Source organism: Streptacidiphilus sp. MAP12-16 (genome assembly GCF_041262165.1).
Taxonomy (GTDB): Bacteria; Actinomycetota; Actinomycetes; order Streptomycetales; family Streptomycetaceae; genus Streptacidiphilus.
The window spans coordinates 27,599-47,464 of record NZ_JBGCBY010000015.1; the positions used below are offsets into that span (position 1 = coordinate 27,599).

The window sequence follows — 19,866 nt, forward strand, 5'->3', positions numbered from 1 at the left end:
GAGGCATCGACGACCGGCCCCCGTCCGGCTGGGAACCGCACCCCTGACCGGGGCTGCCCCAGAGGACGACAGGGGTCAGTCGCCCAGCGCGTCCTGGAGTCCCTCCAGCGCGTCCGCCAGCAAGCCCGCGTCGCGCACGACCAGGTGGGCGGGGTCGGTGCTGCCGGCGGCCGGGGCGGGAAGCTCCGCTGTCCAGGATTCGTAGCAGGGGCGGACGGCCGAGAGGTCGACGGGCTGGTCCAGACGGACGGCCTGGGCCGCGCGCGCCGTCTCGGCGCGCAGAGCCTCGGCGAAGCGGGCCGCGCCGGGGACCGGCGCCGGGTCCGTGCGCGGTGCGGGCAGGTGCGCCTCCAGCAGCATGGCCGAGCGGCCGAGCGCCGCCATCGCCGAGCGCGCGGCGGTGACCTGCGAGTGCAGCAGGCCGCGGTGCCGGACGGGTTCCACCGCCGCCTGCTGATCGGCGGTCAGCAGGTCGGCGCGGGCCTGGCGGTAGTCGAGCAGAGCCTCCCGGACCGCGCGGCGGTCGGCCGTCGTGGGCGCGCCGAAAGCGGCGACGGCGGCCGCCGCGTACCTGCCGCCCGTCTCGATGTACGCGGCGAGCAGGTCCGGCAGCCGAACCGTCTGCCAGGTCGGGAAGAGGGCGTAGGCGGCGAGCGCCAGCGCACCGCCGACCAGGGTCTCCGCGACCCGCTCCTCGCCCGTCGCGGTCAGCGCGGCACCGTCCATCGCCAGCAGGAACACCACGTACATGGTCACGCAGGCGGTCATCGCCGCATAGCCGGTCCGGAGCGTCAGATACGCCCCGCCGATGCACAGCACCGCCAGCGCGGAACTGACCCAGTCGTTCGGTTCGGCCAGCCGGATCACCGCGCTGGCGACGGCGACGCCCAGCACCGTGCCCGCGATCCGCGCCACCCCGCGGGAGTACGTCTGCGAGAAGTCGGGCCGCATCACCATCACGGCGGTGAGCGGCGCCCAGTAGCCGTGCCCGAAAGGGAGTGCCAGACCGATCGCCTCGCCGATGGCGGCGACCGCGCCGACCCGCACCGCGTGGCGCAGGACCGGGGAGGACCAGCGCCAGTTGCGCCGGACCGCGTGCCCCGCGAGGGGCAGCATCTCCGGGACGGAGGGGCGGGAGAGGTTGCCGAGCTGTCTCGCGTCCTCGCCGGTGCCGCCGGGGGACTCCAGTGACTCGGCGATGTCCGCTAGCACTCCGATCAGGAGCCGTCCCGACTGGCGGGAGGCCCCGGTGAGCACCGGCCCGGTGGCGGGGACGGCCAGCGCCCGGTAGGTCCACTCGGGCACGGAGACACGGTCGCCGGTGCGGATCGAGTGCGCCACCGCGTCCAGGACTTCGGCGGCTGCGTTCAGGATCTCCCGGGCGCGGTCCCGCTCGGGACCCTCCTCGGCCGCGCCCACGCGCGGGTCGGCGAGTGCCGCCATCGCGGGGCGCATCCGCTCCATGGGTGCCCGCATGCCGCCGAGCTCCGCCGGGCGGCGTCGGGCCTGACCAGGCGTCAGCGCCGCCGCGCTGCGGGCCTGCATCAGCGGTTCGGGGTCGAAGGCGGCGAAGGGGTCGTCCCGCAGCCGCCGGGCGTAGTCCGCCATCGACGCGTAGGCGTCGGCGAGCGCGTCGCGCTGCGCGCCCCAGCGCCGTACCGGCCACACGACCACGAGCAGGGCCTGGACGACGCCGCCGGCGGCGATCACCCCGGCGTGCTCGGCGGCCTGCGGGACGCTCTCCGGCAGGGTGACCACGACCAGCATCACCGCGATGGTCGTGGACGCGACCACGCCGGCGGTGGGGCCGAGCGACCAGGCCAGCCCGGCGGCGAACGCCCACAGTCCCAGGACCAGGACGAACAACGGCGGCCAGGGCGACGCGAGATAGCCCACGAAGGTGCTCACGGACAGGCCCGCCGCCGCACCCAGGGCCAGGACCGGCCTGGGGCGGTAGCTGCGCTGGAAGGTGGCGGTCCCGGCGATGAAAGCGCCCACGGCGGCGGAGGTCGCGAGCGAGGGCGAGCCCAGGGCCAGGGCCGTGAAGACCACGATCGCGGCGCCGAGCGCCCCGCGCACGGCGCGCATCGGCTCGGTGTACGCCCGCTCCAGGGTGAAGCCGGCGCGGGCGGTGCTTCTCAGAGCCGTGGTCCAGGGCATGACCCGAGCCTAGATCGCCTAGCGCGGGCGCTCGTTCCAGGCGGCGATGGCGTGGTGGCCGTGCTCCGCACCCAGGCGGCTGATCGTGCCTGTGGCGAGCATGAAGAGCGCGCCCGAGGCGGCGGGCAGGCCCAGGTAGCGGGCCGTCAGGACGCGCAGGAAGTGGGCGTGCGCGACCAGCGCGACATCGTCGCCGTCGGCTTCGCGAAGGGCCTCGGCCACGGTGGCGAGGACCCGGTCGGCGCGGGCGCCGACCGCCGCGGGCATCTCCCCGGGGTGGCCCTCCGGGCCGGGCGGGACGCCGTCGGTCCACAGGTCCCAGTCGGGCCGCGTGCGGTGGATCTCCGCTGTGGTGATCCCCTCGTAGCCGCCGTAGTCCCACTCGTGCATGTCCGGATCGATCCGCACGTCGTCGAGGCCCGCCAGCTTCGCGGTGGCACGGGCACGGGCGAGCGGGCTGCTCAGCGTGACCGCGATGCGGTGCTCGGCGAGGATCGCCGCCAGCGCGCGGGCCTGCTCCTCGCCATGGGCTGTCAACGGCCGGTCCGTGTAACTGGTGTGGCGCCCCGACTCGCTCCAGTCGGTCGCCCCGTGGCGGACCAGGATCACATCGCCCATGCCGGTCACTTCTCTCATCCGTCGGTGGCGGCGCGCCCACGCGAGCGCGCCGGCGCCCAAGCGTCGAAGCTGTGTCTCGGTGCTGATCCTCGCATGTCCGTGTGCGCAGCGATCAACCGCCCCACGGGCCGGTGAGGGCCGTGGGAGCGAGAGGCTGCGGGTCGGGAGGGGCGGCTCAGGGCTTACGACCTGGGGAGTCTCCCGAGGTCGCTAGCTCTTGGACGGTTCGGCCGAGGCTAGGGCGTTGATCTCCCTGGACGCGAGGATGTGGCTGCTCGCGCCGGTGGCCGCCACCGCGATCATCGCGCGTCCCAGCTGCTCGGTGGTGGTGATCTGGTTCGGGGCCAGCTTCCGGAGGAGGGGAAAGAGCGGGCCGGTCACGGCGTACATCGCCCGGTACAGCCGGGTCTTCGAGGTGATCCCGTGCATGGGCTGAACCCAGCCCGGACGGAACATATAGGCGTCGAATGGCAGCCCGAGCAGGTCGTTCTCGGTCTTCCCCTTCACCCGGGCCCACATGATCCGGCCCTGCTCGGTGCTGTCGGTTCCCTGCCCGGACACGTACACGAAGGTCAGTTCCGGGTTCAGGGCGGCCAGCGGACGCGCGGCCGCAAGGGTCAGGTCGTAGGTGACCCGGCGGTACGCCTCCTCCTTCATCCCGGCCGAGGAGACGCCGAGGCAGAAGAAGCAGGCGTCGTACCCGGAGAACTCACCCTCGATCGCGGTCAGGTCCGCCAGGTCCCGGTGCACGATCTCGCGCAGCTTGGGATGCTCGACGCCCGCGGTGGTCCGGCCGACCACCAGGACCCGCTGCACCGCGTCGTCGCGTAGGCACTCGCGCAGGACACCCTGGCCGATCATGCCCGTCGCACCAAAGAGGATCACGTTCACGGGAGGGACGTCCTCGCTTCCTGTCAGGGTCCAGGATGGATTCGACCATGGACTTTGCCTCTGAGGCAAAGATCTTGCCCACCCGCTGTGCCGGTGTGAACCTGGTGGGCATGGACAACGACCACGGCCTCACCAGTGAGGAACTGCCCGGACTCGGCGCCCGCTTGCGCGAGTGCCGGCTGCGCGGTCGCCTCACCCTGGAGGCCGCCGCCGCGCGGGTGGGACTGTCGCCGGCACACCTGTCCAGACTGGAGACCGCGAAGCGCCAGCCCTCGCTGCCGGTGCTGCTCGGTCTCTCCCGAGCATACGGCGTCCCGGTGGAGGTACTGCTGGGCGAGGACCGGGGCGAGACCTCTCCCGTCGTGCGGGGTCCGGTGGTCAGAGCCGGCGAGAACGAACCCACCTCGGCGGGCGGCTGGACCTACCGCCCGGTCGGCGCCCCCGGCCGGGCCATGCAGGCGCTGCGCGTGCACATCCCGGTGCGGGTCCAGGACGCTGTCGTCCGCGTGCACCCGGGCGAGGAGTGGCTGTACGTCCTGCAGGGACGACTCCTGCTCACACTCGACCGCGAGGAACACCGCCTGGACCCCGGCGACGCCGCGCACTTCGACTCCATGCGGCCCCACCGGCTGGTCGCCGAGCAGCAGCCCGGCGTCGAGCTGCTGTTCCTGCACACCCTGCTGCAGAGCCCCTCCGCCGAACTCTGGCCGCACTGACGTGACCGAACCGAACTGAACTGAACTGACTGAACTGAACTCAACTGAAAGGACGATTCCCATGGCCACCGCCAACCACCCTGTCGAAGACGGGAGCACCCGCACCGAGCGGCGGGTCGGCATTCGCGTCTTTATCTACGTGATCGGGTTGCACCTCTTCGCAGCCTTCGTCATGGCGCTGTACTACTTCGGGCAGCCGTCGGCCCACGGCTAAGACCGACCGGCACATGGAGGGCGGCGTCGCGGGCAAGGGGGCACCTCCCGCCCGAAGGGTGGGGGAGGCTCTCGCCCAGACGGCTTCTCCTCAGTCGCCAGGGCTCCGCCATGGCTCCTTCGTCGGCACCGCCTGGACTCGGCCCTCGACCCTCCCCCAACCTTCGGCCGGGGGGACCCCCTTCTTCTTCCACCCTCCATTTTCCGGTCGGTCCAACGCTGGAGGTCAGACGGGTGCCAGCGTGGTGTCCCTGGAGATCAGCGCAGCGTAGTGGCCGCCGAGCGCGAGCAGGTCCTCGTGGGTACCGCGTTCGGCAACCCGGCCCTCGTCCAGGACCACGATCTGGTCGGCGTCCCGGATGGTCGACAGCCGGTGCGCGATGGTGATGGTGGTCCGGCCGGCGGAGAGGGTGTCGAGGGCCTGTTGAACCGCCTGCTCCGTCTGGGTGTCCAGGGCGCTGGTCGCCTCGTCCAGGACCAGCACCGGGGGATCGCGGAGGATGGTGCGCGCGATCGCGAGGCGCTGCTTCTCGCCGCCGGAGAAGCGGTAGCCGCGCTCGCCGACCATGGTGTCGTAGCCCTCGGGAAGTGCGGCGATGTGGTCGTGGATCTGTGCGGCCCGCGCCGCTTCGTGCAACTCCACGTCGGTGGCGTCCGGCTTGGCGAAGCGCAGGTTGTCCGCGACCGAGGCGTGGAACAGGTAGGTCTCCTGCGAGACCACGCCGACCGCGTCGGCCAGTGCCTCGAAACTCAGGTCGCGCACGTCGACGCCGTCGATGCTGACCCGACCGGCCGTCACATCGTAGAGCCGGGGGACCAGGTAGCTGAGCGTGGTCTTGCCCGATCCGGTCTCGCCGACCACGGCGAGGCTCTGTCCGGCGTGGACGGTGAGGTCGATGCCGTCGAGCGTCGGTCGGGGCTGGGCGGACTCGCGGTCGTACGGCTGGTAGGAGAAGCCGACGTTCTCGAACCGGACCTCGCCCCGGATGCGTCCGTGGTCGCTGGGGAGGGTGACGGCGTCGGGGCGTTCGGTGATGTCGGGAACCAGGTCCAGGTACTCGAAGATCCGCTGGAACAGGGCCAGCGAGACCTGCACGGACACGCCGACCTGCAGCAGCTGGACCGTCGGCCGGAACAGGTTCTGCTGGAGTGAGGTGAAGGCCACCAGCGTGCCGATGGACACCGCGGTGCCCCCGCTCGCCATCCCGGCCGCCCAGTAGATCACCGCAGGCATCGCAGCCATCACGATCTGGATGGTCGACTGCCGCCAGCGGCCCGCCATGTCGGCTCGGACCTCCAGTTCGGCGAGCGAGTCCGACTCCTTGGCGAAGTCCTGGCTCAGCGCGCGCGAGCGCCCCATGGTGCGGCCCAGCAGGATGCCGCTGACCGACAGCGACTCCTGCATGATCGACGAGAGGGCGGCGAGCTGCTTCTGCCGCTCGGTGGCGATCTTCCGCCGCTCGTTGCCGACCCTGCGGCTGATCCACACGAACAGCGGGAGCAGGAGCAGCGAGACGATGGTCAGCCGCCAGTCCAGAGCGATCATGGCGACCACCGTCGCCACGACAGTGGTGAGGTTGGACACCAGGGAGGTCGCGGTGCTGGTGACGGTGGACTGCATCCCGCCGATGTCGTTGGCGATCCGCGACTGCACCTCGCCGGTCCGGGTGCGGGTGAAGAAGGCCAGCGGCATCCGCTGCAGATGGGCGTAGACGCTGGTGCGCAGATCGTGCATCACCCGTTGTCCGACGCTGGTGCTCAGATAGGTCTGCAGCACGTTGAGCACGGAGTTGGCCACGGCGACCGCGATCATCCCGAGGGCGAGCAGGCTCAGCAGTCCGGTACGCCCCTGCGGGATGGCGACGTCCAGAATCGCCCGCAGCAGGAACGGCGACGCGACCGACACCAGTGACGACAGGCCCACGAACACCCCGACGGCGGCGAGCTTCCCGCGGTAGGGCCGGAACAGGCCCAGAATGCGCCGCAGTTGCACGGGCGCCTTGGGTGCGTCCGCGCTGGGGGTGCGGGGGGTGCGGTCGGGTCCTGGCGTTTTCATGGGCGACTCCGGGGATCGGGGGTGACGACCGTCTGAGCCGTCCAACAGAGGGCACCTCACTGTTATTCCCTCTAATAGTGAGCCTACCTCCTTAAAAGCTCCGGCCGGTAGCAGGGCCTCTCGGCTGAGCGAGGAAGCGCGCGGTTTTGTCTGCGATCACCCCTTACTTCCTGATAATGCGCAGCAGGAGAGGCGGGTGACGCCACCGCTCTCGACGAGGCACTGTCGGAAAACACCTGGAGAGCGCTCTCCCGGTCTGTTATAACAGCCCCATGGACGAGTCCCGCAGTCGTGCACCAGCCGTCGCCGCGCCCGCTCCGACCCTGGAGGACGTGGCCCGGATGGCGGGCGTCTCCAGGGCAACCGTGTCACGGGTCGTCAACCGCACCCGGAACGTCGACCCGGCCATTCAGGAGACGGTGCGTCAGGCCGTGGCCGCCGTCGGCTACGTGCCCAACAGTGCGGCCCGCTCGTTGATCACGCGCAGGACCGGGTCCGTCGCCCTGGTCGTCTCCGGCGCGGGGGAGGGCGAGGAGGAGGCGTTCCGCAACCAGGTCTTCACCGACCCGTTCTTCAGCCGCGTGATCAACGGCGTGCTCGGCTTCCTCCGCCCCCGGGGGATGCATCCGGTGCTGATGCTCGCCGAGACCGCGGAGGCCCGGGAGCAGGTGGTCTCCTACCTGCGCCAGGGCAACGCCGACGGCACCCTGCTGGTCTCCACCCACGCTGCCGACCCGCTGCCCGGACTGCTGGTCGAGGCTGGCCTCCCGGCCGTTCTCTTCGCACGGCCCGCGCGGGCGATCCCGATCGGTTTCGTGGACCTCGCGCACCAGGAGGGCGCCCGCCTGGCCGCCGACCGGCTCGTTGCCGGCGGCCGGCGGCGGGTGGTGGCGATCACCGGTCCGCTGGACATCCGCGCGGCGCGTGACCGGCAGGACGGCTTCATCGAGGCCATGGCCAGGCACGGCGAGCCCTGGATCCCCCTGGCAGCGGGCAACTTCACGCAGGCCAGCGGCGAGGCGGCGATGCGGCGACTGCTGGCCGAGCACCCGGACCTCGACGGCGTCTTCGCCGCCAACGACCTGATGGCGCAAGGCGCGCTGCACATCCTCCGGGAGCACGGGCGTCGGGTCCCCGAGGACGTCAGCGTGATCGGCTTCGACGACAGCAGCGCGGCCACCGCGAGCAGGCCCGCGTTGACCACGGTCCGGCAGCCGGTGGAGGAGATGGCGGCGGAGATGGCGCGCCTGCTGCTGGAGCGGATCGCCGAGCCCGGGGGCGGGCCGAAGTCGGCGATCTTCGACCCGGTGCTGGTGGTGCGCCAGTCCGGGTGAGGGTGAGGGCGGACCGGTTCGGGGGGTGCGGGGGTGCGGGGCGTGGGGTGCGGGGCGTGGGGCAGCGGCTGGGAAGAGGTGCCGTCCCGTGGTCAGGTCGGGGCGGCACCCCTGTTCTTGGAAGGAGAGCGCTCTCCCTTCCGTCCAAGGTCCCGCATCCGACGCGACCGCGTCAAGGACTCGGCGGTGACGGCCTGACCGTGAGTGGGGTGGATACACGTTGATTGTCCGGATTCTGACCGACCCTCAAGTACCGGAACCACGCGATCGGTCAAATCTCTTGACGTCCACGAAACAACGGCGCGACCATCGCCCCCATGGGAGAGCGCTCTCTCGGCGAGCGCTCTCCGAACCCTGCTGCCACCCCTGTCAGGAGTCCCCATGGGAGCCCCACCCTCCAGAGCCGTGCCTGCGAGCACCCCGCGCCTCCGGCCGACCGTCCCGATACGCGCGGCCGTCCTGCTCGCCGTCGCCTTCTCGCTGTTCTGCTACGCCCTGATCGCCCGGCCGATCGCCGCACACGCCGCGGACAGCCTGCTCTCCCAGGGGAGGCCCGCGACCTCGTCCTCCAGCGAGGGCGCCGGCTATGTCGCGGCCAACGCCGTCGACGGCAACACCGGCACTCGCTGGGCCAGCGCCTGGAGCGACCCGCAGTGGCTCCAGGTCGACCTCGGCTCCTCGGCGACGGTCGACAAGGTGGTGCTGCAGTGGGAGAACTACGCCACCGCGTACCAGATCCAGGTCTCCGACGACGCCGCCAACTGGACCACGATCTACTCCACCACGACCGCCACCGGCGGCACCCAGACGCTGAGCGTCAGCGGCTCCGGCCGCTACGTCCGGATGTACGGGACGGCGCGCGTGAACGGATACGGCTACTCCCTCTGGGAGTTCCAGGTCTACGGCACCGCCGCATCCCCGACTCCCACGCCGACCCCGACACCAACCCCGACGCCGACCTCCACGCCCACCGCCCCGCCCGGCAACTGGTCCACCGTCTGGAGCGACTCCTTCGGCGGCGCGGCCGGGACGTCTCCGTCGACCGCCAACTGGATCACCGACACCGGCACCGCCTACCCCGGCGGCTCCGCCAACTGGGGCACCGGTGAGGTCGAGACCGCGAGCAACTCCACGGCGAACGTGGGCCTGGACGGCAACGGCCACCTCAACCTCACCGCGCTCAAGGACGGAGGCGGCGCCTGGACCTCCGGCCGCGTCGAGACCCAGCGCAGCGACTTCACCGCTCCGGCCGGCGGCCAGCTGATGATCTCCGCGTCGATCAAGCAGCCCAATCCGGTCGGCGCACTCGGCTACTGGCCCGCCTTCCGGGCGATCGGCGCCAACTACCGCAGCAACATCAACACCTGGCCCACCATGGGCGAGAGCGACATCCTCGAGGACGTCAACGGCCGCAGCCAGCTCTCCGCGACCCTGCACTGCGGCACCGCGCCGGGCGGCAACTGCAACGAGTACAACGGCCTGACCAGCGGCCTGGCCAGCTGCACCGGCTGCCAGACCGGGTACCACAGCTACGCCGAGGTCATCGACCGCACCAGCTCCGACGAGCAGATCCGCTGGTATCTCGACGGCAGGCAGATCTGGCAGGTCAACGAGTCCCAGGTCGGCGTGAGCACCTGGCAGGCGGCCGTGGACCACGGCTTCTTCCTGGTCGCGGACCTCGCGATCGGCGGCTCCTACCCCAACGCGGTGTGCGGCTGCACCTCGCCGAGCAGCGCGACCAGTTCGGGCGGCACGATGAGCGTCGGCACGGTCACCGTGTCGCAGACCACTGGCACTCCGCCCGCGCCGCTCACCACGCCGGCCGTGCCGACCGGGGCCAGCAACGTCCACGTCACCGGCAGCCAGGGCAACTGGCAGCTCACCGTCAACGGCGCCCCGTACCAGGTCAAGGGAGTCACCTGGGGCCCGGCCACGGCCACCGCCGACGCGCACATGCGCGACCTGAAGGCGATGGGCGTCAACACCGTCCGCACCTGGGGGACGGACGCCACCACGCAACCCTTGCTCGACGCGGCGGCCTCGTACGGCATCAAGGTCGTCAACGGCTTCTGGCTCAACCAGGGCGCCGACTACGTCAACGACACCACCTACAAGACCAACACCCTCAACTCCATCAAGCAGTGGGTGACCACCTACAAGGACCATCCCGGCGTGCTGATGTGGGACGTCGGCAACGAGGTCATCCTGACCACGCAGGACCACTACTCCGGTGCGCCGATCGAGCAGGAGCGGATCGCCTACGCCCAGTACGTGGAGCAGGTCGCCCAGGCGATCCACGCCATCGACCCGAACCACCCGGTCACCTCAACCGACGCCTGGACCGGCGCATGGCCGTACTACAAGGCGTACACCCCGGACCTGGACCTCTACGCGGTCAACTCCTACGGCTCGGTGTGCAACGTCAAGTCCGACTGGGTCAACGGCGGTTATACCAAGCCCTACATCGTCACCGAGACCGGCGAGGCGGGGGAGTGGGAGGTCCCCAACGACGCCAACGGGGTGCCCAACCAGCCCACCGACATCCAGGCCCGCGACGGCTACCTCAGCGCCTGGAACTGCATCGCCGGGCACACCGGGGTCGCCCTCGGCGGCACGATCTTCAACTACGGCCTGGAGAACGACTTCGGCGGCGTCTGGTACAACCTCGTCCCGGAGGGCTGGAAGCGGCTGTCGTACTACTCCGTGGCCAAGGACTTCGGCGGCAGCCCGCAAAGCAACACCCCGCCGGTGATCTCCGGCATGACGCTCAGCAACACCACGAGCGTGCCGGCCGGCGGGACCTTCACGGTCAGCGCCGCGGCCACCGACCCCGACGGCGACCTGATCCGCTATCAGTTGATGTACGACAGCAAGTACGTCGATGGCGGCACCGGCCTGCAGCAGGTGGCCTTCACCCAGACCGGCGACGGTCAGTTCACCGTCACCGCGCCGAAGAACCTCGGGGTGTGGAAGGTCTACGTCTACGCCTACGACGGCCACGGCAACGTCGGCATCGAAACCCGCTCGTTCCGCGTCGTCGCCCCGCCCGTCAACGGCACGAACGTCGCCAAGGGCAAGCCCACCACCGCGTCGTCCTTCCAGCCCACCGGTGGCTCGTTCGTCGCGTCCAACGCCACCGACGGCGACTGGTCCACCCGCTGGGCCAGTGACTGGAGCGACCCGCAGTGGCTCCAGGTCGATCTGGGCCAGGTCACCACGATCAGGCACGTCCAACTCGGATGGGAGGCTGCCTACGGCAAGGCGTACCAGGTCCAGGTATCCAACGACGGGACCAACTGGACCACCGTCTACTCCACCACCACCGCGACCGGCGGCATCGACGATTTCGACGTCACCGGATCCGGCCGCTACGTGCGGCTGAACCTCACCCAACGCGGGACCGCCTACGGCTACTCGCTCTACGAGTTCGGCGTCTACAGCTGAGCTACGGCTGAGCCACGAGCCGCTGAGCTGCTGACGCGCTGACCCGCCGCACGGATCGCACCGCGTCACGGATCGCACCGCCGTGCGGCGACCCCGGGTGTCGGGGCTGGGCAGGCAGCCCCGACACCGTCCGATCCACTCCGTCCCGACTCACCCCGTCCCGACGTACGCCATCGGGGCAACCCACCCAACCCTTCTGACCGGGAGGTCCGTTGAGACCCCGAACCGCTCACACCCGCACCGCCCTCGCCGCCACCGTCGCCCTGCTCCTGTCCCTGCTCGGCCTCGGCGTCGCCACCCAGTCCTCCGCCGCTACCGGGACGTTGATCTCCCAGTCCCGGCCGGTCGTCGCCTCCTCCATCGAGAACGCGCAGACCCCCGCCGGAGCCGTCGTCGACGGCGACCCCACCACACGCTGGGCCAGTGCCTGGAGCGATCCCCAGTGGATCCAGATCGACCTGGGCGGCACCGCGACCATCAACCAGGTCGAGCTCGACTGGGAGGCCGCCTACGCCAGCGGCTTCCAGCTCCAGGTGTCGCCCGACGCCACCAACTGGACCTCCATCTTCTCGACCAGTACCGGAACCGGCGGCGTGCAGACCCTCGCGGTGACCGGCTCCGGCCGCTACATCCGCATGTACGGCACGACCCGAGGGACCGGATACGGCTACTCGCTCTACGAGTTCAAGGTCTACGGGTCCGTCACCCTCGGCACCACCGGGTACGTTCTCGCCAATCCGCAGGTCACCGGGGTGACCCCGTCCACCTACGTCCCACCCAACGCGTACTTCCACGAGTTCCAGGCCAACTGCAGCGTCACGCGCGATCTTCCGGACGACCCGATCGTGCACCCCGGCCTGCCGGGCGACTCGCACATGCACACCTTCCTCGGCAACACGACCACGGACGCCAACTCCACCCTGGCCTCGCTCTCGGCCGGCGGCACCTCCTGCAAGGCTCCGGGCGACAAGTCCGGCTACTGGATGCCAACGTTGTACAACGGCACCCAGGCGGTGGACCCGGTCGGTCCGCAGGTCATCTACTACAAGACCGGCGTGATCGACTACACCAGCGTCCGGCCGTTCCCGCCGGGTCTGCGCTTCGTGGTCGGCAGCCCAGCGGCGACGGCGACCCAGTTCTCCACCGACCCGGGCTGGGTCGCGGGTTGGGAGTGCGGCAACAGCTACGGCAACGTCGACATCCCGCCCACCTGCACGCCCGGCACCCTGCTCAACATCCGCTACCAAGCCCCGAGTTGCTGGAACGGCTTGTACCTGGACACCCCGGACCACAAGAGCCACATGGCGTACCCGATCAACGGCGTCTGCCCGGCCGACCACCCGGTGGCGCTGCCGATGATCGAGTTCAAGATGTCGTTCCCGGTGAGCGGTGACATGTCGCAGGTCCACCTCTCCAGCGGCCGCGGGTACTCCTTCCACTACGACTTCTTCAACGCCTGGGACACCGCCACCCAGGCGGCGCTGGTCAACCACTGCGTCGTCGGCGGTCTCCAGTGCGACGCCCGAGGCTTCGACCAGACCCAGCCCGGAAAGGGCGCAGCCCTCAACGACCAGTACCTGCTGCCCTGACCTGTCGTAGGCCCTGACCTCTCCGCAAGCAGCCGACGGGACGCGCATCGAGCGCGCCCCGTCGGCTCCGTCTGCAGCGCAAGTGATCGCACATGGAACTACCAATCTGAACATCACTGTGTTAGAAATGCTCCATGGCTACTGCGAACCGCCTCGACGTCACCCTGCGCCTCGTGCAGGGCGCCGAGCGGATGGGCGTCAGCGAGCTGGCCCGCCGCCTGGGCGTCTCCGAGATGACCGTGCGGCGGGACTTGGACGAGCTGGAACGCCAGGGAATGGTCCAGCGGGTGCACGGTGGCGCCGTCGCCACCGGGCTGCCCGCGCAGGGGGCGGGCTTCGCGGCTCGCGAGCCCTGGCAGGCCGCCACCAAGGACCGGCTGGGGGCGGCCGTCGCCGATCTGGTCGAGCCAGGCCAGACGGTCCTGTTGGACGCCGGCACCACGACCGTGCACGTCGCCGCGCAACTGATCGCCCGCGCCCCGCTGACGGTCGCCGTGCTCAGCCTGCAGGCGGCCGTCAGGCTCGCCGACCAGCCGGGCATCCGGCTGCTGGTCCTCGGAGGGGAGTCGCGGACAGGGGAACGGTCACTGGTCGGTCCGCTGGCGCTGAGAGCCGTGGACACGCTGGTCTTTGACTGCTTCGTGATGTCGATCGGCGGCGTCCACGCCGACCACGGCTGGTCGGAGTTCTCCCTCGACGACTGCGCGGTCAAGCAGGTCGCGCTCGCCCGTGCCGCACGCACCGTCGCCGTCGCCGACGCCACCAAGCTCGGCGTCCAGGCGTTCAGCCGGGTCGCCCCGCTCGGGGCGGTCGACACCTTCGTGACCGATGCGGCAGGCGTCGACGCCGACACCCACCCCAGCGGCCCGCGCACCCTCGCCGCGCTCGCGGACGCGGGCGTGCACACCCAACTGGTCTGAACGCCAGCCTCGATCGCGCTCGTCCGGTCGCCATCACTCGCCACCATCCTTCGCGAACCGGCGACCACCCCTCCCTCCTCCCTCCTTCCCACCTCGTGAAAGGGCCTCCGCCGATGCAGACGACCCCGCGCCCGCTGATGATCCTGGTCGCCGGCCCCTACCGGTCGGGCACCGACGACGACCCGGCCAGACTCGCCGCCAACGTCGACGTGATGAACCAGGCCGCCCTGGCGCTGTTTCGTGCCGGGCACCTGCCCGTCACCGGCGAGGCCCTCGCGCTGCCCCTGATCGGTCTCGCAGGCTCGACCGCCGTCGGCGACCCGGCTTTCGACGAGATCTTCCACCCCATCTCCGAGCGCCTACTGAGCCGTTGCGACGCGGTCCTGCGCATCGGCGGGCCCTCCGCCGGAGCCGATCTGATGACAAGTCAGGCACGCGACCAGGGCAAGCAGGTCTTCCAGAGCCTCGACACCGTCCCCGACGCCCGATGACGGCCGGCCTCGACACTCCCGACCGGCGTGGTCGAACCGGCTTGGACCAAACGGGACGTGACCTGGACGGCAACCCGCGAGTGAAGGTCCGCGAGGTGCGGCTGCTGTCCTCTCACTGGTACGTCCTGCGCACCACCACGTTCGACTACCAGCACGCGGACGGGCACTGGAGCACAGAGCAACGCGAGACGTACGACCGGGGCAACGGCGCAACCGTCCTGCTCTACGACACCCGGCGCGGCACGGTCCTGCTCACCCGCCAGTTCCGTTACCCCGCCTACGCCAACGGCCACCCGGACGGCATGCTCCTGGAAACCGCCGCAGGCCTGCTCGACCAGGACGCACCCGAGATCGCGATCCGGCGCGAGGCCGCCGAGGAGACCGGCCACACGGTAGGCGAGCTTGAGCACGTCTTCGACGTTTACATGAGCCCGGGGTCCGTGACCGAACGCGTGCACTTCTACGCCGCGCCCTACGACTCCGCCACCCGCACCGCCGTCGGCGGTGGCCTCGCGGAGGAGGGCGAGGACATCGAAACCGTCGAGCTCCCCTTCACCCATGCCCTCGACCTGGTCCGAACGGGCGCCATCGCCGACGCCAAGACCATCATGCTGCTCCAGTGGGCAGCCCTTTCCGGCCCGTTCTCCGCCGCACGCATCGCAACGTAGAGTGCGGTGAGAGGAGCGCCCAGGCCAGTTCTCTGCAGCGCTCCGGGGAACCGGGAGGAGGGTCCCATCGACCGACGCTTCGTCCTGGTCCTGGTGCACAGCCCACTGGTCGGGGCAGCAACCTGGCAGCCCGTGGCAGCCGCGCTGCGCGAGCGAGGTCACGCTGTCGTGGTGCCCTCGCTGGCCGGCGCCTTCAGCGGATCCCCGCCGTATCTCCCGACCATGACCGCCGCCGTCACCGAAGCGGTCGACGGCGCCGATGCGGACATCGTCCTGGTCGGACACAGCGGCGCCGGCGGCGTGCTGCCTGCCCTCGCCTCCGGCATCACCTCAACAGTCGTCGGCACGATCTTCGTTGACGCACTGCTCCCCTATCCCGGCCTCAGTTGGTTCGACACGGCACCGCCGGAGCTGTCGACCCAGCTGCGCGCCCTGGCCGCTCCGAACGGCCTGCTGCCACGCTGGGACGCCTGGTTCCCGCCGGGCGCCGTCGACGAACTCCTGCCCGACCCGCACGCACGGTCGCGCTTCCTCGCCGACATCCCGCAGATCCCCCTGGCGTACCTGCAAGAGCGCACACCCGTGCAACCAGAGCTCGCACCCTCCCGTTGCGCCTACCTGCAACTGAGTGAGGCGTACCGCTCCGAGGCCATCCAGGCCGAGCATCGGGGATGGCTGGTCGTGTACCGCGCCGCACACCACCTCGCCATGCTGACCGACCCCGAACCCATCGCCGCATCGATCGAGGAGATCGCGGCGACGATCACGCGCTGACGGCCGCCAAGGACGGCACGTCAGCCCTCAGCGTGTCTCCAGGGGACCACGACTCCGCCCCGGACCTAGGGCCGAGTGGCGCACGCTCGCGATGGCGCGTTGGCCGCCACCTCCTGACGGGGTGACAGCCGGACGTATAGGTCGCCGTCGGCAGGGGAAGGGCACTGGGGACATGACAACTCGTGCGGGTGGGACAGCGGGGACAGCTGCGCACAGCAGCGGGTCCTCGCACGACCACCACAACGACCCGGAGGTCCTTCAATGATGCACCGGCAATGGATGCTTCTCGCCGCCGCGGGTTCCCTGGTCCTGAGCCTGGCGGGAGCGGCGCAGGCCCACGGTCCCGGGCCGCGAACAGGGGCGGGTCCGCACCCGGCCGCTGCCGCTGTACCATCCTCCACGCCCCCGGGATGCGGCTTCGTCCCGGCCGTCCCGGCCGACCGCTTCAAGGGCATCCCCGTCTTCGACGCCGCCAAGGCCGCCCAGCCTTACAACGCCAGGCTCCACACCAGCCAGGGCCTGATCGTCTTTCAGGCACTGACCGCCCAGGCGCCGTGCACGACCTTCTCATTCCGCTTCCTGGCGTCGCACGACTACTACGACCGCACCCACTGCCACCGCCTCACCACCAAGGGCATCTACGTACTCCAGTGCGGCGACCCCACCGGCACGGGCAGCGGCGGCCCCGGATACTCCTTCAACGACGAGAACCTGACCGGCGCCACCTACCCCGCCGGCACTGTCGCGATGGCCAACGCCGGTCCGAACACCAACGGCAGCCAGATCTTCTTCGTCTGGAAGGACACCAAACTCCCGCCCCTCTACACCCCGTTCGGCCGCGTGACCGGCGGCCTCAACCTCCTGCAGAAGATCGCCGCCGCCGGTGAGGACGACCAGAACGGCCCCGGCGACGGCTTCCCGACGCTCCCGGTCGACATCAGCCAGGTGGTGATCAGCCGACACTGACGAACCGAGCTGCGAGCGCGGCCTCGGCCGGGGCCATTGCGTGGTTGTTGAGGTCTTGCCAGCCGCACGGTGCTGGCAAGACCTGCCTCCGAACAGGGCCTGCGGCGGCCCGGGAGGGACATCGCCACTCTTCGGACGATGTTCATCGGATCGAAGGGTGCCGGCCAGTCGAGCACGTCCCGCGGTCGGACGACCCGGTTGTGGCGCTGCGCCAAGGCCAGGGGGTATCCCAACTGCTGTGCGCGCCATGAAACACCACCGTAGGCTTGTGCCCTACGTTCGTGATAGCCATTGATGAACGCGGGCGCTTCAGCCCCCTAACGGCCACCGTGATCCTGCGGATAGCGATGAAGCTTGGCGACATGGCTGACCTCACGGCCGACACCACTCCCGACAAGCGCGAGCGCATCGAGTCCATCAAAGCCCAGATGGTCGATGCCGAGCGAGGCCATGAGCTCGCCGCGCTGCGCAAGGCTCAGAGCATCGCTATATGCCCTGGTCATGGGGCTGCCTGCCGCTGAAGGAAACTCAGGTGGCCTCGGCGTGCCGTCTGGGTAGAGTTGCGCAGTGCCCGAGCTGAAGCAGTTGCATGCTGGCCATGCCCCGTCGGTCCTGGCCTTCGAGCTGGCGAACCGCGCCTACTTCGCTGCCTCGGTCTCCGACCGTGGCGACGAGTTCTTCGACCAGTTCGCTGACCGGCACCGCGCCTTGTTGGCTGAGCAAGAGGCCGGCCTCGGCGCCTTCTATGTGCTGGTCGCCGAGGATGGCTCGGTTCTGGGCCGGTTCAACCTGTACGACTTCGAGGACGGCACCGCCGTGCTCGGCTACCGGGTCGCGCAGCACGTCGCCGGCTGCGGCGTGGCGACCGCGACTGTCCGGGAACTGTGCCGGCTGGCGGCGGCGCGGCACGGGCTGCGCACACTGCGGGCAGCCACCGCCCGCGCCAATGCCGCGTCCCAGAAGGTGCTGACCAAGGCTGGGTTCGTCCCGGTCGGCCCGGCAGATCCGGCCAGCCTCGGCGGTAAGCCGGGCACCTGGTATCAGCGCGACCTGGTTCTCCAGCCGTAGACCGCGATCTTGCCGGTGCCCCGGCTGCGGGATGGCATTCCCCTTGTGCTGGTCGGGCACCATCGCAGGGTCCTCTTCGAGGACCTGAGGGAGTACCTGGGCGAAGACGACCGCAGGCGGAAGGACGCTGCAGACGAGCTCACCCGACTCGATCAGGAGTTGGGGCTGGGCTGACACCGGGCTCTCAGTGGAGCAGGTCGTCGGGGCGAGAGCTGATGTGGTGGAGGTGGCGTCCGGCCGCGGTCATGGCGTGGAGGAGGCGGTGTCCCTCCGCTGGCTTCACCAGGCCGGTCTTCGCGGCCAGGGCCATGAGGTCCATGGTCTCCCGCGTTCTGATGCCCTTACGGCGCGAGAAGGTGCCCGCTGAGCGGTCGTCGGTGATCCAGACGGAGCCGCGGAACTCGCGGCGTGAGGTGATCAGGACGCAGGTCTGGGCCTCGCCGAGGTGCTGGGTGGGGGCTGCCCGGTCGCCGTGGAAGACCGATCGACGGACTCGCTCGACGGCCTGGCGTTCCCCTTCGTCGTCGATCTCGATCGGATCGCCCAGCCATCCGTCCAGCGGCAGTGTGCGGAGGAGTGGTAAGTGGCGAGCTGACAGGAGGGCCTCGTGGGCGACCGCTTCAGTCCAGCGGCCCTTGCCGTCAAGCACCTCCTTGAGCAGCGGGAGACGATCGACGGCGGCGAAGTTGCACAGCACGGTGTTGTCCGGGAACCACCAGGTGCTCACGGCTGGAAGACCATGTCCCCTTCGAAGGCTGACACATCATTGGGCAGGTCCGGCGTCGGCGGCTCGAGAAGGTCGAGAAGATCGTCGACGTCGGTCTGGAGTAGCGCGGCGAGAGGGCGCAGCGTGGTGTCCCCTTCGCGGTAGCCGGAGTAGAGACCGCCGGCCAGCCGTAGCGGAAAGCGCTCCCGCTCGGCCTGGGTCGCCTGCTGGAGGTAGTCACGCATGGAGCCGGCACTGGCGTGGCAGTCGGCGGTGGTGAGGCGGCGGAGCCTGTCACGTGCTGGCTGGTCGATGAGGCCGAGTGCCTTGAGCCGGGCGGCGAGGGCGCTCGGCGATACACGGTATCTGACGACCAGTCGGCTGAAGGAGTCGTCCGTTCGGTCGGTGGCGTTGAACGCCGCGCGCAGTTCGTCCTCGGGGAGGAGCAGGTTCGCCGCGAAGGAGTTGGCGCGGATCTCACTTGCCTCGGTCTGACGCCCCGGGGCGACTTCGGCTTCCAGCAGTACGTCCTGTGCGTCCCGGGCGAGTAGGTGCCCCAACTCGTGTGCGACCGTGAAGCGCTGCCTGGTCCAGCGGTCGGTGCGATTGACCAGGATGAGCCGGAAGTGGTCGGCCTGCCAGGCCAGCCCGTCCACGCCGGAGGGCAGGCGGGTGATCGCGATGTCCACGCCGAAGGCGCGTTCCCAGGAGGCGAGAAGATCGTCCGTCGACTGTTCGGCGATGGTGCCGGCGCCAGCAGACGTGAGAAGTTCGCGAGCCGCATCGGCCAGCGCCGCGCCCTGGTCGAGGTTGCCGGGCGGGTCTGTGCCGACGGAGGGGAGCGCGGGCAGGGCGGGGCTTCGGCCCAGGAGATCCAGGACGTCGTACGCGGAGGTGAAGCGGTCGGTCACCTCCGCGATGCCGTCGCGCCCTGCTGCGATGGCCGTGCTGGTCCGCGCGGCAAGAGCGGGGCGGAGCGGCTCCTTACCGGTGAGCAGCCAGTCGACAGTCACCTGGCCTGCTTCGGCGATCAGCGCAAGCTCGAGAGAGGTGAACCGGCGGATGCCGCTGAGGGATTTGGACAGCTTGTCGGGGCTCAGACCCACATGATCAGCAAAGGCAGCCTGGCTGAGGGAGGCTGCGTGGATGACCGCGCGGACGCGGCCGGAAACAGTCTCGTCCATGACGACCAGCCTACTGGCGCGTTGCGAAAATCGCAAGAGCGGAGGCTGGCCGCAACACCCGCCAGCAG

18 protein-coding genes and 1 pseudogene are annotated in these 19,866 nt (G+C 70.3%); 13 read left to right on the forward strand and 6 right to left on the reverse strand.

Annotated features, from left to right (window positions below):
- Window positions 1-75: 75 nt before the first annotated feature.
- From ABIA33_RS20745 to ABIA33_RS20755, 3 genes are all read right to left on the reverse strand, one after another.
- Window positions 76-2,160, reverse strand: coding sequence for an FUSC family protein (locus ABIA33_RS20745; protein ID WP_370083839.1), 2,085 nt, complete (start codon window positions 2,158-2,160; stop codon window positions 76-78).
- 18 nt (window positions 2,161-2,178) lie between these two features.
- The gene (locus tag ABIA33_RS20750; protein ID WP_370083840.1) at window positions 2,179-2,778 is read right to left on the reverse strand and encodes a histidine phosphatase family protein; all 600 of its coding nucleotides are present in this window, start codon (window positions 2,776-2,778) and stop codon (window positions 2,179-2,181) included.
- A 210-nt stretch (window positions 2,779-2,988) separates the two neighbouring features.
- Complete coding sequence (locus ABIA33_RS20755; protein WP_370083841.1) at window positions 2,989-3,669, reverse strand: NAD-dependent epimerase/dehydratase family protein; 681 nt, start codon at window positions 3,667-3,669, stop codon at window positions 2,989-2,991.
- Between the two features lie 110 nt (window positions 3,670-3,779).
- Here ABIA33_RS20755 and ABIA33_RS20760 point away from each other — a divergent pair, with 110 nt between their 5' ends.
- Entirely contained in the window at window positions 3,780-4,385 is a 606-nt protein-coding gene (locus ABIA33_RS20760) for a helix-turn-helix domain-containing protein (protein ID WP_370083963.1), read from the forward strand.
- 61 nt (window positions 4,386-4,446) lie between these two features.
- Entirely contained in the window at window positions 4,447-4,599 is a 153-nt protein-coding gene (locus ABIA33_RS20765) for a DUF6126 family protein (protein ID WP_370083842.1), read from the forward strand.
- A gap of 225 nt (window positions 4,600-4,824) precedes the next feature.
- On the opposite strand, the gene ABIA33_RS20770 is transcribed toward ABIA33_RS20765, so the two are convergent.
- Complete coding sequence (locus tag ABIA33_RS20770) at window positions 4,825-6,654, reverse strand: ABC transporter ATP-binding protein (RefSeq protein WP_370083843.1); 1,830 nt, start codon at window positions 6,652-6,654, stop codon at window positions 4,825-4,827.
- Between the two features lie 272 nt (window positions 6,655-6,926).
- Between ABIA33_RS20770 and ABIA33_RS20775 the strand changes: the two genes are divergently transcribed.
- The 11 genes and pseudogenes from ABIA33_RS20775 to ABIA33_RS20825 all read left to right on the forward strand — a co-directional run bounded on the left by ABIA33_RS20775 (window position 6,927) and on the right by ABIA33_RS20825 (window position 17,908).
- Window positions 6,927-7,988 (forward strand): LacI family DNA-binding transcriptional regulator, encoded by a 1,062-nt coding sequence (locus ABIA33_RS20775; protein WP_370083844.1) that lies wholly within the window; start codon window positions 6,927-6,929, stop codon window positions 7,986-7,988.
- A 381-nt stretch (window positions 7,989-8,369) separates the two neighbouring features.
- Window positions 8,370-8,867, forward strand: a pseudogene (locus ABIA33_RS20780) (discoidin domain-containing protein); the annotation flags it as partial.
- An 876-nt stretch (window positions 8,868-9,743) separates the two neighbouring features.
- Complete coding sequence (locus ABIA33_RS20785; protein WP_370083964.1) at window positions 9,744-11,432, forward strand: discoidin domain-containing protein; 1,689 nt, start codon at window positions 9,744-9,746, stop codon at window positions 11,430-11,432.
- A 323-nt stretch (window positions 11,433-11,755) separates the two neighbouring features.
- Window positions 11,756-13,021: a DUF1996 domain-containing protein gene (locus ABIA33_RS20790; RefSeq protein ID WP_370083965.1), complete on the forward strand. Its 1,266-nt coding sequence runs from the start codon at window positions 11,756-11,758 to the stop codon at window positions 13,019-13,021.
- 134 nt (window positions 13,022-13,155) lie between these two features.
- Window positions 13,156-13,941, forward strand: coding sequence for a DeoR/GlpR family DNA-binding transcription regulator (locus ABIA33_RS20795; RefSeq protein ID WP_370083845.1), 786 nt, complete (start codon window positions 13,156-13,158; stop codon window positions 13,939-13,941).
- Window positions 13,942-14,054: 113 nt separating this feature from the next.
- Window positions 14,055-14,432 carry a DUF4406 domain-containing protein gene (locus tag ABIA33_RS20800; protein WP_370083846.1) on the forward strand — a complete coding sequence of 126 codons (378 nt, stop codon included), beginning with the start codon at window positions 14,055-14,057 and terminating at the stop codon, window positions 14,430-14,432.
- Window positions 14,429-15,100: an NUDIX domain-containing protein gene (locus tag ABIA33_RS20805; protein ID WP_370083847.1), complete on the forward strand. Its 672-nt coding sequence runs from the start codon at window positions 14,429-14,431 to the stop codon at window positions 15,098-15,100. The genes ABIA33_RS20800 and ABIA33_RS20805 overlap by 4 nt, the downstream gene beginning before the upstream one ends.
- A gap of 93 nt (window positions 15,101-15,193) precedes the next feature.
- Window positions 15,194-15,874 (forward strand): alpha/beta fold hydrolase, encoded by a 681-nt coding sequence (locus ABIA33_RS20810; protein ID WP_370083848.1) that lies wholly within the window; start codon window positions 15,194-15,196, stop codon window positions 15,872-15,874.
- A gap of 279 nt (window positions 15,875-16,153) precedes the next feature.
- Complete coding sequence (locus tag ABIA33_RS20815) at window positions 16,154-16,840, forward strand: peptidylprolyl isomerase (protein ID WP_370083849.1); 687 nt, start codon at window positions 16,154-16,156, stop codon at window positions 16,838-16,840.
- A 281-nt stretch (window positions 16,841-17,121) separates the two neighbouring features.
- A complete protein-coding gene (locus ABIA33_RS20820) occupies window positions 17,122-17,361 on the forward strand; it encodes a hypothetical protein (protein WP_370083850.1) in 240 nt (79 codons plus the stop codon).
- A 46-nt stretch (window positions 17,362-17,407) separates the two neighbouring features.
- Window positions 17,408-17,908, forward strand: a complete 501-nt coding sequence (locus ABIA33_RS20825) for a GNAT family N-acetyltransferase (protein ID WP_370083851.1) — start codon at window positions 17,408-17,410, stop codon at window positions 17,906-17,908.
- Between the two features lie 184 nt (window positions 17,909-18,092).
- Here the strand turns inward: ABIA33_RS20825 and ABIA33_RS20830 are convergent, their stop codons facing one another.
- Together ABIA33_RS20830 and ABIA33_RS20835 are read right to left on the reverse strand one after the other, a co-directional pair.
- Window positions 18,093-18,635: a hypothetical protein gene (locus ABIA33_RS20830; RefSeq protein WP_370083852.1), complete on the reverse strand. Its 543-nt coding sequence runs from the start codon at window positions 18,633-18,635 to the stop codon at window positions 18,093-18,095.
- Window positions 18,632-19,798 carry a helix-turn-helix domain-containing protein gene (locus ABIA33_RS20835; protein ID WP_370083853.1) on the reverse strand — a complete coding sequence of 389 codons (1,167 nt, stop codon included), beginning with the start codon at window positions 19,796-19,798 and terminating at the stop codon, window positions 18,632-18,634. The genes ABIA33_RS20830 and ABIA33_RS20835 overlap by 4 nt, the downstream gene beginning before the upstream one ends.
- Between the last annotated feature and the right edge of the window lie 68 nt (window positions 19,799-19,866).

Excerpts from the sequence above, each read along its gene's own strand:
- ABIA33_RS20760 (WP_370083963.1), top strand. The coding sequence starts at position 3,780 with ATGGACAACGACCACGGCCTCACCAGTGAGGAACTGCCCGGACTCGGC.
- ABIA33_RS20765 (WP_370083842.1), top strand. The coding sequence starts at position 4,447 with ATGGCCACCGCCAACCACCCTGTCGAAGACGGGAGCACCCGCACCGAG.
- ABIA33_RS20775 (WP_370083844.1), top strand. The coding sequence starts at position 6,927 with ATGGACGAGTCCCGCAGTCGTGCACCAGCCGTCGCCGCGCCCGCTCCG.
- ABIA33_RS20795 (WP_370083845.1), top strand. The coding sequence starts at position 13,156 with ATGGCTACTGCGAACCGCCTCGACGTCACCCTGCGCCTCGTGCAGGGC.
- ABIA33_RS20835 (WP_370083853.1), bottom strand. The coding sequence starts at position 19,798 with ATGGACGAGACTGTTTCCGGCCGCGTCCGCGCGGTCATCCACGCAGCC.
- ABIA33_RS20745 (WP_370083839.1), bottom strand. The coding sequence starts at position 2,160 with ATGCCCTGGACCACGGCTCTGAGAAGCACCGCCCGCGCCGGCTTCACC.
- ABIA33_RS20815 (WP_370083849.1), top strand. The coding sequence starts at position 16,154 with ATGCTTCTCGCCGCCGCGGGTTCCCTGGTCCTGAGCCTGGCGGGAGCG.
- ABIA33_RS20770 (WP_370083843.1), bottom strand. The coding sequence starts at position 6,654 with ATGAAAACGCCAGGACCCGACCGCACCCCCCGCACCCCCAGCGCGGAC.
- ABIA33_RS20800 (WP_370083846.1), top strand. The coding sequence starts at position 14,055 with ATGCAGACGACCCCGCGCCCGCTGATGATCCTGGTCGCCGGCCCCTAC.
- ABIA33_RS20805 (WP_370083847.1), top strand. The coding sequence starts at position 14,429 with ATGACGGCCGGCCTCGACACTCCCGACCGGCGTGGTCGAACCGGCTTG.
- ABIA33_RS20785 (WP_370083964.1), top strand. The coding sequence starts at position 9,744 with ATGAGCGTCGGCACGGTCACCGTGTCGCAGACCACTGGCACTCCGCCC.
- ABIA33_RS20750 (WP_370083840.1), bottom strand. The coding sequence starts at position 2,778 with ATGGGCGATGTGATCCTGGTCCGCCACGGGGCGACCGACTGGAGCGAG.